The organism is Nissabacter sp. SGAir0207 (assembly GCF_005491205.1).
Lineage (GTDB): Bacteria > Pseudomonadota > Gammaproteobacteria > Enterobacterales > Enterobacteriaceae > Chimaeribacter.
The window spans coordinates 490,870-506,263 of the sequence record NZ_CP028035.1; the positions used below are offsets into that span (position 1 = coordinate 490,870).

Annotated in this window: 11 protein-coding genes; 3 read left to right on the forward strand and 8 right to left on the reverse strand. The window is 63.9% G+C overall.

Features of this window, described 5'->3' with window-relative positions:
• Positions 1-10 precede the first annotated feature (10 nt).
• Positions 11-1,027, forward strand: a complete 1,017-nt coding sequence (locus tag C1N62_RS02225) for an NAD(P)-dependent oxidoreductase (RefSeq protein WP_137762087.1) — start codon at positions 11-13, stop codon at positions 1,025-1,027.
• On the opposite strand, the gene treC is transcribed toward C1N62_RS02225, so the two are convergent.
• The 3 genes from treC to treR all read right to left on the reverse strand — a co-directional run bounded on the left by treC (position 1,014) and on the right by treR (position 5,308).
• Positions 1,014-2,690 carry an alpha,alpha-phosphotrehalase gene (gene treC, locus C1N62_RS02230; protein WP_137762088.1) on the reverse strand — a complete coding sequence of 559 codons (1,677 nt, stop codon included), beginning with the start codon at positions 2,688-2,690 and terminating at the stop codon, positions 1,014-1,016. The two genes, C1N62_RS02225 and treC, sit on opposite strands and share 14 nt — an antisense overlap.
• Before the next feature lie 82 nt (positions 2,691-2,772).
• Entirely contained in the window at positions 2,773-4,200 is a 1,428-nt protein-coding gene (treB, locus tag C1N62_RS02235; protein WP_137762089.1) for a PTS trehalose transporter subunit IIBC, read from the reverse strand.
• A 157-nt stretch (positions 4,201-4,357) separates the two neighbouring features.
• Entirely contained in the window at positions 4,358-5,308 is a 951-nt protein-coding gene (gene treR / locus C1N62_RS02240; RefSeq protein WP_137762090.1) for a trehalose operon repressor TreR, read from the reverse strand.
• A 332-nt stretch (positions 5,309-5,640) separates the two neighbouring features.
• Here treR and C1N62_RS02245 point away from each other — a divergent pair, with 332 nt between their 5' ends.
• Complete coding sequence (locus tag C1N62_RS02245; protein WP_137762091.1) at positions 5,641-8,079, forward strand: beta-N-acetylhexosaminidase; 2,439 nt, start codon at positions 5,641-5,643, stop codon at positions 8,077-8,079.
• A gap of 58 nt (positions 8,080-8,137) precedes the next feature.
• Here C1N62_RS02245 and C1N62_RS02250 read toward each other — a convergent pair whose 3' ends face one another.
• The 4 genes from C1N62_RS02250 to C1N62_RS02265 all read right to left on the reverse strand — a co-directional run bounded on the left by C1N62_RS02250 (position 8,138) and on the right by C1N62_RS02265 (position 11,647).
• Positions 8,138-9,094 carry a TerC family protein gene (locus C1N62_RS02250; protein ID WP_137762092.1) on the reverse strand — a complete coding sequence of 319 codons (957 nt, stop codon included), beginning with the start codon at positions 9,092-9,094 and terminating at the stop codon, positions 8,138-8,140.
• Between the two features lie 277 nt (positions 9,095-9,371).
• On the reverse strand, positions 9,372-10,103 hold the full coding sequence (locus C1N62_RS02255) for a glutamine amidotransferase (RefSeq protein ID WP_137762093.1): 732 nt from the start codon (positions 10,101-10,103) through the stop codon (positions 9,372-9,374).
• Positions 10,104-10,115: 12 nt separating this feature from the next.
• Entirely contained in the window at positions 10,116-11,102 is a 987-nt protein-coding gene (locus C1N62_RS02260; RefSeq protein ID WP_137762094.1) for a Gfo/Idh/MocA family protein, read from the reverse strand.
• 38 nt (positions 11,103-11,140) lie between these two features.
• The gene (locus C1N62_RS02265; RefSeq protein WP_137762095.1) at positions 11,141-11,647 is read right to left on the reverse strand and encodes a M48 family metallopeptidase; all 507 of its coding nucleotides are present in this window, start codon (positions 11,645-11,647) and stop codon (positions 11,141-11,143) included.
• A gap of 156 nt (positions 11,648-11,803) precedes the next feature.
• Between C1N62_RS02265 and rlmG the strand changes: the two genes are divergently transcribed.
• The gene (rlmG, locus tag C1N62_RS02270; protein ID WP_137762096.1) at positions 11,804-12,943 is read left to right on the forward strand and encodes a 23S rRNA (guanine(1835)-N(2))-methyltransferase RlmG; all 1,140 of its coding nucleotides are present in this window, start codon (positions 11,804-11,806) and stop codon (positions 12,941-12,943) included.
• Here the strand turns inward: rlmG and C1N62_RS02275 are convergent.
• Positions 12,940-14,961, reverse strand: coding sequence for an NADPH-dependent 2,4-dienoyl-CoA reductase (locus C1N62_RS02275; protein WP_137762097.1), 2,022 nt, complete (start codon positions 14,959-14,961; stop codon positions 12,940-12,942). The two genes, rlmG and C1N62_RS02275, sit on opposite strands and share 4 nt — an antisense overlap.
• Between the last annotated feature and the right edge of the window lie 433 nt (positions 14,962-15,394).

The window sequence follows — 15,394 nt, forward strand, 5'->3', positions numbered from 1 at the left end:
CAGGAGAGCGATGAAGATACTGGTTACCGGGGCGACAAGCGGATTGGGCCGCAACGCCGTAGAAGCCCTGTTGCTGGCAGGGCATGAGGTTCATGCCACCGGTCGCAATCCGCTGGCCGGTGAGGAACTCACGGCGCTGGGCGCACGCTTCACGGCGCTGGATCTGGTTGGGGCAGACATCGCCGCCTGCCGGGCGTTGATGGAGGGATGTGACGCGGTCTGGCACTGTGCGGCCAACACCTGCCACTGGGGCGATTACCAATCCTTCTATGATATCAACGTGCTGGCCACGGAAAACCTGTTGCAAGCCGCCGGGCAGCTCGGGGTGGGGCGCTTTATCTACCTCTCTTCCGCCGCCATCTACATGGATTACCGCCATCGCTACAACGTGCAGGAGAACTTCCGCGCCAAGCGCTTCGTCAACCACTATGCCGCCAGCAAATATGCGGCGGAAGAGGCCATTCGCCGGTTGATCCCGCACTTCCCCGCCACCCGCTGCGTGATCCTGCGCCCCTGTGCGCTGTTCGGCCCGTGGAATCAGGGCATCCTGCCCCAGATGTTGGATGAGTTGCGGCGTGGCAAGGGGATTTTGTCCCTGCCGGAGGGCGGTGTGGCGCGGTTGGAATTTACTTACAGCCTGAACGTGGTGGAGGCGATGCAGCTGGCGACCAGCCAGCCGGAGATGGCCTCCGGCTCACTGTTTAACGTCACCAACCAGGAGGCGCAGAGCCTCGCGGTGATGCTGGAGTGCCTGCTCGGGCAGCAACTCGGCATCCAGTACTATCTGCGCGCCACCCCTTACCGGCTGGCCTACAGCCGCGCTGGCCTGCATGAGCTGGGCAGCCTGCTACGCCGCCAGAGGCCGGGCACTACCCGCCACCACATCGCCGCCGCGGCCTATGACCTGACCCTCAGCGCCCAGCAGGCGCGCGAGGGGCTGGGCTACCGCCCGCGCTACTCCCTGAAAGAGGGTGTGGAGCAGACGGCGCAGTGGCTGGTGGCGCGGGGCTTTGTCACCCCGCGCTAACCGAACCGCGTAGCCAGTAGATCGCCTCAAACGGGCGCAGCGTGATGCCGCCCGGCTGTGGCGCGGCATCCGCATAGTTGGCGAGCAACTGCTCCCATCCCTCCAGCTCCACCTCCTGCGGCTCCCACGCCTGTGGCTCACGGCTCAGGTTGGCGATCACCAGCAGTTGCTGGCCCTCCGCCTCACGCTGGTAGCACCAGAGCCAGGGGTGATCGGGCAGCAGATCCTGATAGTCGCCGTGGGTCAGCAGCGGGATCTGCTTGCGCAGGGCGATCAGCCGCTGGTAGGTGTAGAACACCGAATCGCGGTCGGCCAGCGCGTGCTGCACATTCACCTCCCGGTAGTTGCTGGCTGGCTCCAGCCACGGCTCGGCAGGGGTAAAGCCAGCGTTGGCGCTCTCATCCCACTGCATCGGCGTGCGGCTGTTGTCGCGCGACTTGCTGGCCAGAATCGCCAGCAGCTCCTCCGCGTCGTGGCCCGCCTCGCGCAGCTCATGGAACATGTTCAGGCTCTCCACATCGCGATACTGCTCAATGCGCTGGTAGCCGGGATTGGTCATGCCAATCTCCTCGCCTTGGTAGATGTAGGGCGTGCCCTGCATCCCGTGCAGTGCCATCGCCAGCATCTTGGCGGCTGGCACGCGCAGTGCCTCGCCGTCGCCAAAGCGCGACACAATGCGCGGCTGGTCGTGGTTACACCAGAACAGCGCGTTCCACGCCTCCCCATGCATCCCCTGTTGCCACTCGCGGAAAATGGCCTTGAGCCGGACGAAATCGGGCTTCGCCAGCGACCACTTCTCGCCATCGGTGTAATCCACCTTCAGGTGGTGGAAGTTAAAGGTCATCGACAGCTCACTGCCATCCAGCGCGCCATACTGGCGGCAGTGCTCGAGGGTGGTGGAGGACATCTCGCCGACGGTCATCAGCCCACGCGGCTGGAAGACGTCCCGGCTCAGCTCACGGATAAACTCATGGATGCGCGGGCCGTCGGTGTAGTAGCGCCGCCCATCGCCGCCCTCATCCTCCGGCAGGCCGGGGGTTTTTGACACCAGATTGATGACGTCGAGCCGCAGGCCATCCACCCCGCGCTCCGCCCAGAAGGCGCACACCTGCTTCAGCGCCTCCCGCACCGGTGGGTGCTCCCAGTTCAGGTCGGCCTGCTGGGTGGCGAACAGGTGCAGGTAGTACTGGCCGCTGGGGTCGTGCCACTGCCACGCCTGACCACCAAACTTGGAGCGCCAGTTGTTCGGCGCGCTGCCGTCCGGCTTGCCATCGCGCCAGTAGTAGTAGTCGCGGTAGGGGCTGGCCGGATCCTTGGACTGGATAAACCACTCGTGCTCGGTGGAGGTGTGGTTGAACACCATATCCATGATGATGCGGATGCCACGCTGGTGCGCCTCGCGGGTCAGCTGCTCGAAATCCTCCAGCGTGCCGTAGCTGGGGTCGATGGCGCAGTAGTCCGCCACGTCATAGCCATTGTCCACCTGCGGCGAACGGTAGATGGGCGTCAGCCACAGGGCGTCCACGCCAAGCTGTTGCAAATAGTCGAGCCGGCGAATGATGCCGGGCAGGTCGCCCCGGCCATCGCCGGTGCTGTCCTGAAAACTCTTTGGATAGATCTGGTAGATGACGCCGTTTCGCCACCAGGGCAGGGGTGCAGACATAACAGGTCTCCCATTTTTACTGAGGAAAGGTCGGCCAAAGGCCGTAAAAAGGCCGGGTGCGCAGTGGCGCACCCGGCAAGGATCAGATATAGACCTGCTCGCCCCGGCGCACTTTGCGCTGGTAGACCAGCATGGTCAGCAGGATCGGGATCACCGTCGCCACCAGCATCGCCAGCGAGAAGGTGCCCCAGAACTGGGGTTTGATGGAGAGGATACCGGGCAGACCACCGACGCCGATGCCGTTGGCTGTCACGTTGCCCAGCCCGCAAATCAGCGAGGCGGCCGCCGAGCCAATCATTGCGCAGAGCATCGGGAAGCGGTACTTGAGGTTGATACCGTACATCGCCGGTTCCGTGACGCCAAGGAAGGCGGAGATGGCGGCTGGCACGGAAATCTCGCGCTCATTGGCCTTGCGGCTGACAATGATGATGCCGACCACCGCCGCTGCCTGTGCGATGTTGGAGATGGCGATCAGCGGCCACACTGGCGTGCCGCCCATGCTCTGGATCATCTGCAAGTCGATGGCCAACGTGGTCTGGTGTACGCCGGTGACCACCAGCGGCGCATAGAGGAAGCCAAAGATCGCCGCGCCAATCGGCGCGAAGCTGCCGGTCAGCATCGCTTTCACTGCCCAGGCAACGCCATCGCCGACCAGTCGGCCAAACGGGCCAATCAGGGTGTGGGCGAGGAACACCGCCAGCAGCAGCGACACCACTGGCACAATCACCAGATCCAGATAGTTGGGCACGATGCGCCGCAACCGCGTCTCAATAAAGGCCAGCGCCACGCCCGCCAGCATCGACGGGATCACCTGTGCCTGATAGCCCACTTTCTCAATGGTGAACCAGCCAAAGTTCCACACCTCCGGGATCTGTTGCCCGAGCAGGTAGGAGTTCATCAGCTGCGGCGACACCAGCGTAATACCGAGCACGATGCCGAGGATCGGCGTGCCGCCCAGCTTTTTCACCGTCGCCCAGCAGATGCCGACTGGCAGGTAGAAGAAGATCGCCTCGCCCAGCAGCCAGAGGAAGTCATACACCGTCTTCCACAGCGGGTGCGACTGCGCCAGCGTCTGGCCGTCTGACATCGGGATGTCGCCAATCACGTTGCGGAAGCCCAGCACCAGCCCCCCGGTGATCAGCGCTGGCAGCAGTGGGAAGAAGATCTCGGCGAAGTGGGAGATGCCGCGCTCAAACCAGCTCATGTTCTGGCGCGCCGCCACTTTGGCCTGCTCCTTGTTCGCGCCGCTGTTGCCGGTGGCGGCAATCAGCGCCTGATAGTATTCGCCCACCTCCGGCCCAATCACCACCTGGAACTGGCCAGCGTTGGTGAAGCACCCCTTCACCATCCGCAATTTCTCAATCGCCTTGCTGTCCGCCTTGGCGGGGTCATTCAACACAAAACGCAACCGGGTAATGCAGTGGGTGACGGTGGCGATATTGCCACTGCCGCCCACCAGGGTAATCAACTGCTCAATGTCCGCCGGGTCAATCGCTTTCTTTTTGCTCATGGTCAGATGCTCTTGTCAGGGGCCAGGTGGCCGATCCGGAGAGGGTAGGAGGTAAGCAAAGCATAGCGCCAATTGAGGCGGATAGAATTGGGAACGTTCCCGGATTGGGGCGTCGATCACAAATACCGGCCGCCGGATCGTCGGCGGCGAGTGGGATCTACTCCGCTAGGCGGCAGGGAATGGTGATCTGCTGGGGATCGGCGGGCGAGGGCTGGAGCTGGCTGAGCAGCTGCTCGGCGGCGCGCAACCCGGCGGTGCCGTAGCCCATCTCCACCGACAGCGTCTGCGGAAACAGGAAGCGCAACAGTGAGTTATTGCCGATGCCGCCCACCTGCACCGCGCTCCCTTGCTGTTGCAGGTACTGGGCCGCGCCAAGGGCGATGGTGTCAGAGGCGCAGATCAGCGCAGTGGTCTCGGGGCGCAGCACCTCTGGCGCCAACCGGAAGCCGCTCTGGTAACACAGCTCGCCGAGCGCCACCACTGGCGTTATCCCGGCCTCCTCACAGCAGGCGAGATAGGCCTGATGGCGGCGCTGGCCGGTGGTGGCGTCCGTCGGCTGCACGCCGATGTAGCTCACCTGTCGGTGGCCGCGCGCGGCCAGCGTCTCCATCAGTAAACGGATGGCACCGGCATCGTCATAACAGACGGCGGACAGCCCGGCGTAGCCGCGTGCCAGCGTCACCATATTGGCCTGCCAGGGGCGCAGCGCCGCCTCATCCAGCCCGGTAAAGCCAAACAGGATCACCCCATCCACCCGCCGTTGGCGCAGCACATGCAGATGCTCCTCCACCCGTTCCGGCGAGAAGCGGCTCTCCATCACAATCGGGTCGTAGCCGTGCTGATAGAACAGCGGCAGCATGGCGCGCACCGCCTGATTCTCAGAGGCGGAGTCGAGGCGCGAGACGATAATTCCCACCACCTTGTCGCTCTGGCCGCGCATCGCCCGCGCCGACTTGGAGGGCGTAAAACCATGCGCGCGGATCACTGCCTCCACCCGCTCACGGGTCTGCGGGTTCACGCTCTTTTCATGGTTGATTACGCGGGAGACGGTGGACTTCCCCACGCCGCTGAGACGGGCAATGTCTTTGATGGTCAGGCGACTGGTCATGGTTTACGGCTGGTTACCACAGTTGGGAGTAGGGGGCCGGCAACACCGGCGGTGTCCCCCTTTTTAGCTGAAATTGCGCCGTCGCGCATCCCCCCAGACCACACTCTGGGGTAATTCTTAATTTCCATCGCCAGCTAGCCATTCTGGGGGGCGCAGGGTGGAAGTAAATGCCTGAAAATTTTCGTTATTGCCAGCGATCGTCACGCCATTGCCAGCAGGCGGTGGCAATCGTCGGTTTTTTGCGCCACAGCGGCGACGGGGCGAGACTTACCCTTTACTATCCATCGGGTTACTCTTGCGCATTGCTGTAATGACCCCTGGGATGGATAACCATGAAACGCTCTCTACCGACCTCGCTGCTTGCCTCGTTGCTGCTGCTCTCCCCCGGCCTGAAGGCCCAGCCCGCTGGCGATCTGCCGCTGATGCCGTGGCCGCAACGGGTGGAGTTCAACCCGCAGCAGCAGGGCAGGCTGGTGCTGGACAACCGGCTGACCATCGGCGTCAGTGGCGACGATCTTGGCCCAGAGGTCACGCGCTGGCGGCAGCGCATCGCGGAGCAGACCGGCTGGGAGCTGTTGCCGCAGACCGGCAACCCGCAGCAGGCGATGATCATGATCGTCATCGCGCAGAAGGTTGATCCGCTGCCGCAGCCGGAGAGCGATGAGCGCTACCAGCTCACCATCACGCCACAGGGGGCGGTGCTGAATGCCGAGACGCGCTTTGGCGCGCTGCGCGGCATGGAGACGCTGCTGCAACTGATCCGCGATGATGGCCGCCAGACTAGCCTGCCGCTGGTGCGCATCACGGACGCGCCGCGCTTCCCGTGGCGTGGGCTGCTGCTGGACTCGGCGCGCCACTTCCTGCCGGTAGCCGACATCAAGCGGCAGCTGGATGGCATGGCGGCCGCCAAGCTCAACGTCTTCCACTGGCACCTGACCGACGATCAGGGCTGGCGATTTGCCTCCACCCACTACCCCAAGTTGCAGGAGCTGGCGAGTGACGGCCACTACTACACGGTAGCGCAGATGAAGGAGGTGGTGGCCTACGCCGCCGCGCTCGGCATCCGCGTGGTGCCGGAGATTGACCTGCCCGGCCACGCCTCGGCGATCGCCGTCGCCTACCCGGAGCTGGTCAGCGCGCCGGGGCCTTACCTGATGCAGCGCGAGTGGGGCGTCCATACGCCGCTGCTCGATCCCAGCCGGCAGGAGACCTACCAATTCGTGGATACGATCCTCGGCGAAGTGGCGGCGATCTTCCCCGATCCCTACCTGCACATCGGCGGCGATGAGGTGGATCCGACCCAGTGGCTGGCATCGCCCACCATTCAGGCATTTATGCAGCGCAACAATCTGGCGGATGCCCACGCGCTGCAAGCCTACTTCAACCGCAAGCTGTCGCTGATCCTCGGCTCCTACCAGCGGCGTATGGTCGGCTGGGATGAGATTTTGCACCCGGACTTGCCGCACACCAGCGTCATCCAGTCCTGGCAGGGGCCAGACGCGCTGGCCGCCGCCGCGCAGGCGGGCTATTCGGGGCTGCTCTCCACCGGTTTCTACCTCGACCAGCCGCAGAGCACCGCCTACCACTACCGCAACGAGGTGCTGCCGCAGCCGCTGTGGGTGGATGACAAGATCCATGCCGATGAGAAGGGGCAGAGCTGGGCCTTCACGTTGCCGCGCCTGAAGGGCAAGCCGGTGGAGGGAAGCTTCACGCTGATTGAGGGGCCGCAGGGGTGGCGTGGCTTTATCGACTTCAACGGCAAGGCGCGCCGCGCGGTGCGCGAGATTGACTGGCACTCGCCGGAGGAGGTGAGTTTCCGCCTCGACACCTGGCTGGGCGACACCCGGCCGGTGCTACGGTTGCGGCCGGATGGCCTGAGCGGCTACTTCCTGCTGGGCAACGTCCGTTACCCGGTCAGCGGCCAACGGCTGGCATCGCCACCGGCGGGCATCGCGCCAGTGGTGCCGAACCGCGAGGCGGCGGCCAATATCCTCGGCGGCGAGGCGGCGCTGTGGGCGGAGAACGTCACGCCTGCCGTCCTCGACCTGAAACTCTGGCCGCGCGCCTTTGCGGTGGCGGAACGGCTCTGGTCAGCGCGCGACGTGCAGGATGAGCAAAACATGTACCGGCGGCTGGCGGCGGTGGACGCGTGGTCGGTGGTCTCCGTCGGGCTGCAACCCCATGCCGAGGCGGCGCGGCAGTTCACCCGGTTGGCGCAGAGCACCCAGATCGCGCCGTTGCAGCTGTTCGCCGAGGCGCTGGAGCCAGCGCACTACTACACCCGCCAGCACCTGAAATTCCAGGCTGGCAACTACCACCAGTTTGAGCCACTGAACCGGCTGGCCGACGCACTGCCAGCGGAGAGCGAGGCGGTACGGCAGATGCGGCTGGAGGTGGATCGCCTGCTGCTCAACCGGGCCGACAGCGCGGCGGCGGACGCCCTGCGTGAGCGGCTGGCGCGCTGGCAGGCCAACCTGCCGCAGGTGGCACCGCTGCTGGCTGGCAATAGCGTGCTGACGCCGCTGCAACCGGTGGCTACTGACCTCAACGGGCTGGCGGTGCTTGGCAAACGGCTGGTGGATCTGTGGCAGCGCGGCAGCCTGATCAGCAACGGCGAGGCGAAACGCGCCCGGCAGCAGCTGGATCAGGCGGCGGCAGTACGGGATGAGGTGGTGATTGCGACGGTCTATCCGCTGGAGGCGCTGCTGGATGCGCTGACGCGCAAGGAGCCAGAGGCGGCGAAAAACCGGCCAGCCAACGCACGGCGCTGACCGGCCAGACGGGGCGCGCCCCACGGGGACTGGGGACTAGCCGCGCGCCCCAACGGGGCTAGCCACGCGCGGCGCGGCGGTTGACCCAGACGTTCAGCAGCATGGTGATCGCCAGGATGCCAGCCACCACACCGAGCGACACCCCCACCGGGATGTGGAACAGGTCAATCAGCAGCATCTTGATGCCGATGAACACCAGAATCACCGCCAGCCCATACTTCAGCAGCGAGAACTTCTCCGCCACGTTCGCCAGCAGGAAGTACATGGCGCGCAGGCCGAGAATCGCAAACAGGTTGGAGGTCAGCACGATAAAGGGATCGGTGGTGACGGCGAAGATGGCCGGGATGCTGTCCACCGCGAAGATCACGTCGCTCAGCTCCACCAAAATCAGCACCAGCAGCAGCGGGGTGGCGTAACGCACGCCGTTGCGCACGGTGAAGAACTTCTCGCCATCCAGCTCCTCGGTCATTCGCAGGTGCTTGCGCAGCCAGCGCACCAGCGGTTTCTCGCCCAGTACCGCGTCATCCTCTTTCGCCAGCGCCATCTTGATGCCGGTGAACAGCAGGAAAGCACCGAACACGTAGAGGATCCAGTGGAACTGCGTCACCAGCCAGCTGCCGCCGAAGATCATGATGGTGCGCAGCACGATGGCCCCCAGCACGCCATACACCAGCACCCGCCGTTGCAGGTTGGCCGGCACGGCAAAGTAGCCAAACAGCATCAGCCAGACGAAGACGTTATCCACCGCCAGCGCTTTCTCAATCAAATAGCCGGTCAGGAAGGCCAGCGCCTGCGGGTCGGCCACATCGCGGCCATAGGTCTGGGTGAGATACCACCAGAAACCGGCGTTAAACAGCAGCGCCAAACTGACCCACACCAGCGACCAGCAGGCGGCGCTCTTCATGGTCATGGTTTGCTGCCCACGCTTGCCCTGCAACAGCAGGTCAACCGCCAGCATAATGGCGACAATCACGGCAAAACTGCCCCAGAGCCAGGGGTTTCCAACAGAGTTCATGGCATGTTCCTCATTGAAGTCCAAAAAAAACGGCCGACATCGGAAGACGTCAGCCGCTCTGTGGAGCTATAAGCAAACCTCGCCTTCCGGCAAGGTCTCACTTACAACTCGGAAACATGGATGGTGCAATGTTCTCGGGTTGTCCCGGCAACCGGGCATCCTGTCTGGACACCGTAATGACGATTGGCCGGCGAAGAAGTTACTCCCCTTTGCTGATGTCAAAATAGTACAAAATATTTCCACCTACAATGGGAGCGCCGGTAAAGTTTCGTCAGCCTTATGAATTCTCCGCCCGCCCGGCCACCTGCGCCACGAAAGTTTGTAACAGCCGCTGGCTGTCCGGGGTGTCCTGCGCCTGATGTGCCGCGGGCAATGACGCCTGGGCTGGCTGGGCCGCCTTCAGCCACTCCAGGTAGCTGCGCATCACCGCGCCATTGAACTCCGGGTGGAACTGCGTGCTGAAGGTGGTGGGCGAGTAGCGCAGGATCTGGTGCGGATCGTGCGCCGAGCGCGCCAGCACCTGCGCGCCGGGCGGCGGCGTGATCACCGTCTGCGAGTGGATCAGGTTGGCGGTGAAGCGGTCGGGCAGGGCGGCGCAGAGCGGATCCTGCTCCGCGCCCGGCAGCCGCTCCAGCTGTTGCGTGCCGACCTCCATTCCCTGCGGGTGGTAATCCACCACGCCGCCCAGCATATCCGCCAGCAGCTGGTGGCCGTAGCAGACGCCAAAGATCGGCAGTGACTCCGCCATCGCCTGACGTAGCCACCCGGCGGCCCACTCGCTCCACGGCAGCCGGTCAGTGACCATCGCCGAGGAGCCGGTGATCACCACGCCAGCATAGTGGCTGGGCGACTGCGGCAGGCCACCGCTCGGCAGGTGGATAATCTCCAGCGCCAGCGGCTTCATCCCGCCCTGACGGATAAACATCTGTTGGAAGTTCTCATGCTCCTGTCGGATCACCTCGGGGGCGTCGCCGGTTTGCAGGATCAGTAGGGGGCGTGGCTGCGTCATGGTCGGCTCCTGTCAGGCGGTGGCGGTATCTGCCGGGAAGATGACGCCGGTCTGGCGGCGGATCTCCGTCAGCAGGCGGGCGGTGATCAGCGAGCGTTCAAGGCCGGGGTGCTCCACCTGCTGCGCCTCCACCAGCCGGGCGAAGGCTTCGGCCTCATACAGCATGGTGTTGATGTGCTGCGGCTGGGTGATGTCCAGACGCTGGCCGCCGCGCGGGGTGAAGGCCAGTGACTGGCACTCCGCCAGCTTGCCAATCTCCAGCGTGCCGCTCTCGCCCTGGATCTCGCTGGGCAGCGCCGAGTCGCTCACCTTGGAGTGGGTGATCACCACCTCAAACTGATCGTAGTGAAGGATCACCACGCCATGCCCATCCACGCCGCTCGGCAGCAGGCTGGCGCTGGCGGTGACGCGCGCCGGTTCGCCCCACAATGCCACGCTGCTTGCCAGACAGTAGTAGCCGATGTCCATGATGGAGCCGTTGGAGAAGGCCGGGTTGAAGGTGTTGGGGTTCTCGCCCGCCAGATAGCGCGGGTAGCGCGAGGAGAACTGGCAGTAGCTGAAGCTGGCGCGGCGCAGCACGCCGACCCGTGGCAGGCAGCTTTGCAGGTGCAGGAAGTTGGGCAGCCAGGCGGTCTTGAACGCCTCAAACAGTACCACCTGCTGCTCCCGCGCACAGGCGACCATCTGCTCCGCCTCGCGCTGGTTGGAGGCGAGCGGCTTCTCGCAGATCACATGCTTGCCGTGGCGCATAAACAGCAGCGCCTGCTCGCAGTGCAGGGCGTTCGGGCTGGCGAGGTAGACCGCGTCTACCTCATCACAGGCCGCCAGCGCCTCCAGCGAGTCAAAGTGGTGCTCGGCCGGGTAGTCCTCGCCAAAGGCCTTGGCCTGCGACAGGTTGCGGGAGTAGATGGCGGTCAGGCGCATCTTGCCGCTCTCGTGGGCGGCATCGATAAACCGTTGGGTGATCCAGTTGGTGCCGACAACAGCAAAGCGAATCATGATGTACTCCATGTGTGGCGGCACGGGCCGCCCTCGGTTCAGGTATAAAGTGTGCCGAACAGGTCCAGATGGGTGAGGTAGAGCCGGGTATCAAACTCCAGTTGGTGATAGGCCGGATCCATGTGGCAACAGAGGCTGTAGAACGCCTTGTTGTGCTCCTTCTCTTTCAGGTGCGCCAGCTCATGCACCACGATCATGCGCAGGAACGCCTCCGGCGCGCTCTTGAACACCGTGGCGACGCGGATCTCCGCCTTCGCCTTCAGCTTGCTGCCCTGCACGCGCGACACGGCGGTGTGCAGCCCGAGGGCGTGCTTCATCACCTGGATCTTGCCGTCATAGGCCACCTTGCTGATGGGCGGCGCATTGCGCAAAAACTGGTTCTTCAGGTCGGCGGTAAACTGGTAGAGCGCCTTGTCGGTGGTCAGCTCATGGGGCTGCGGGTAGCGTTGCAGCAGCACGCTGCCCAGCCGCTGTTCATCAATCAGCTGGTGGACCTGGCGCAGCAGGTGTTCAGGGTAGCCCTGAAGGTAAGTCAATGATGGCATGGGCGTGGCTCGGCTCTCCAGAAAGGGGGTGCGGGCCGGTTGCGGCGGCGGGAAACGCGCCGCAAGGGCAATAATGCCAGTTTTAACCGAAAAAACATTTTACTGACAGGCAAATTTAAGGGATAAACAGCCCAAATTTTTTATTCAGGAGGGGCGATGAGCCTATTTGAACTGGGAACGTTGCGCCTTGAACTGGAGCGCTACCCGCAGCAGGAAGAGATCACGCAGCTTCAGGCTTGGGATGCGGCGGATGAGTATCTGCTGGAAACCCTCGACCTCAGCGCGGCGGCTGGCAAGCCGCTGCTGATCTTCAACGACACCTTTGGCGCGCTGGCCTGTGCCCTGGCGGAGCAGCGCCCGTACAGCATCAGCGACTCCTACATGGCGCAGCTGGCGGTACGCCACAATCTGGCGCTGAACGATCTTGAACCGGAGAGCGTGACCCTGCTCGACAGCCTGGCACCCCTGCCGGCCGCGCCGGGGCTGGTGGTGATCCGCGTGCCGAAAACGCTGGCGCTGCTGGAGCAGCAACTGCGGGCGCTGCGTCAGGTGGTGACGCCGGAGACGGTGATCGTGGCCGGTGCCAAGGCACGTGACATCCACACCTCGACACTGCAACTGTTTGAGAAGATCCTCGGCCCGACCCGCACCAGTTTGGCGAAGAAAAAGGCGCGCCTGATCTTTGGCAGCGTGGCGGAGCTGGCGGTCAGCGACCAGCCGGTGATCAATGAGTGGGCGCTGGATGGCACGGATTACCGTATCGCCAACCACGCCAACGTCTTCTCACGCGGTGGGCTGGACATTGGCGCACGCCTGTTTATGCAGCACCTGCCGGAGGGGATGGCGGGGCGTATCGCCGATCTCGGTTGCGGCAATGGCGTGATTGGCCTAACGGCGCTGGAACAGAACCCGGATGCGGAAGTGCTGTTTGTCGATGAGTCCTACATGGCGGTGGCCTCCAGCCAGCTCAACGTTGAGCGCAACCGCCCGCAGGATTTGGCGCGCAGCGCGTTCGAGGTGGATAACCTGTTGGCGCACGTGGAGCGCGACAGCCTGAGCGCGGTGCTCTGCAACCCGCCGTTCCACCAGCAGCAGACCGTCACGGACGTCACTGCCTGGCAGATGTTCTGCGACGCCAAACGCTGCCTGCACACCGGCGGCGAACTGCGCATCGTCGGCAACCGCCACCTGGGCTACTTCCACAAGCTCAAGCGCCTGTTCGGCAACTGCGAAACCCTGGCCTCTAACCAGAAGTTCGTGATTTTGCGCGCCGTGAAAGGGCCGTCCCGCCGCTAAATCTGCAATGCCAGCCGGGTGCCCTGTTCAATCGCCCGGCGGGCATCCAGTTCCAGCGCCACCTCAGCACCGCCAATCAGGTGCACCGGCCGGCCCAGCGCCATCAGCGGCGCGTACAGCGCCCGCTGTGGCTCCTGCCCGGCGCACACGATCACGTTGTCCACCGCCAGACAGTGCCGCTCCTCGGCGCGCTGAATGTGCAGACCCTCATCATCAATCCGCAGATACTCGACGCTATTGAGCAGCCTGACGCCGCGCTGCATCAGGCTGGCGCGGTGGATCCAGCCAGTGGTTTTTGCCAGCCCGGCCCCGACCTTGCTCGCCTTGCGCTGCAACAAAAAGATCTGCCGTGCCGTGCTCGGCGGCAGGATCGCGTGCGCTTGCAGGCCGCCGCGCTGGCGCAGGGTGGTGTCGATGCCCCACTCATGGCAGAACGCCACGCGGTTCAGGCTGGAGGAGGGGCCAGCCTGACTCAGGTACTCCGCCACATCAAAGCCAATGCCGCCCGCGCCGATGATGGCCACCCGCTGCCCGACCGGCTGGTGGTCGCGCAGCACCTCCAGATAGCTCATCACCTTGGGGTGATCGATGCCGGGGATCGGCGGGAGGCGCGGCTCAACGCCCGTGGCGAGGATCACCTCATCAAAGTCGGCCAGCATCGCCGCCTCGGCCCGGCAGTTGAGGCGCTGCGTTACCCCCAGCACCGCCAGTTGGGTGCGGTAGTAGCGTAGCGTCTGGCTAAACTCCTCCTTGCCGGGGATCTGCCGCGCCAGATTGAACTGCCCACCAATCTCCGGCTGGGCGTCAAACAGCGTCACCTGATGGCCGCGCGCCGCGGCATTGACGGCAAACGCCAGCCCGGCTGGCCCCGCGCCCACCACCGCCAGCCGCTTGCGGCTCAGCGCGGGCGTGACGATCAGATCCGCCTCCCGGCAGGCAAACGGGTTGACCAGACAGGAGGCCACGTGGCCTTCGAACACCCGATCCAGACAGGCTTGGTTGCAGGCGATACAGGTGTTGATCTCCTCCGCCCTTCCTTGCGCTGCCTTGGCCACCAGCTCGGCATCCGCCAAAAAGGGACGCGCCATGGAGACCATATTCGCCATGCCAGACGCCAGAATCTGCTCGGCCACGGCGGGATCGTTGATGCGGTTGGTGGCAATCAGCGGCAGCGAGACGTGGCCCATCAGTTGCTGCGTCACCCAGTCAAAGGCGGCGCGCGGCACCATGGTGGCAATGGTCGGGATGCGCGCCTCATGCCAGCCAATGCCGGTGTTGATCAGCGTGGCGCCCGCCCGCTCCACCGCCTGCGCCAGCGCGATGCTCTCCGCCAGCGTCTGTCCCTCCTCCACCAGATCGAGCAGCGACAGACGATAGATGATGATGAAGTTCGCCCCGACCCGCTCACGCACCGCGCGCACGATCTCCACCGCAAAGCGCTGGCGCTTTTCTGGCGTGCCGCCCCAGCCATCGTCACGCTGGTTGGTGCGGGCGGCCAGGAACTGGTTAATCAGGTAGCCCTCGGAACCCATGATCTCCACGCCGTCGTAGCCAGCCTGCTGTGCCAGCCGCGCGCAGCGGGCGAAATCCTGGATGGTGGCGAGGATCTGCGCCTCGCTCAGGGCGGTGGGCGCAAAGCGGTTGATCGGTGCCTGCAAGGCGGAGGGGGCCACCGGATTTGGCTGGTAGCTGTAGCGCCCGGCATGGAGGATTTGCAGCGCGATTTTGCCGCCAGCCTGATGCACCGCGTGGGTCACGGTACGGTGCCCATTGAGTTGCGCGCTGGAGACCAGCGTGGACGCGCCCTGATAGACCACGCCCTCATCATTTGGCGCCACGCCGCCGGTCGCGATCAGCCCCACGCCAGCGCGGGCGCGCTGGGCATAGAAGATTGCCAGCCGGGAGGCACCGTCTGGCAACTCCTCCAGCCCGGTATGCATGGAGCCCATCAGGACACGGTTCTTCAGGGTGGTAAAACCCAACTCCAAAGGGGCAAGCAGATGAGGATAAGCGGTCATGAAAATCTCTCCGGCGTGGTCAATCTGGCGGCACAACTTCCGATGATCTCGAGTGGTCGGATGAGTTTAAGGGGCATTTTGGTAAAGGAGAAGGGGAGGAAAAGCACTCTCTCCGCTGAATGTGAGATTGTTCAAATATTTAATGACTAGCTAGCAAAGAGTCATGAAATGATTATGCCCAAGAACGAAGACGGTCGCGTATATTTATAAAAGAGATATATAAGAATAAATTAATTTATTTAGTAACTATATGCTTGCTGACCATGCGGCTGCCTGCGCTACCGCACCCCTTCGCCTGTCAGCGCCACGGCAAAGCCCTTAGCTGGCCAGCGTAATAACAGGCCAAACCACCGCTGCATAAAATCTCCGTGGGCGTAAACAGCAAAGGATTTGCTATTTCTGGCGTCAGTAGCAGGTTATTTATAAACGGCAA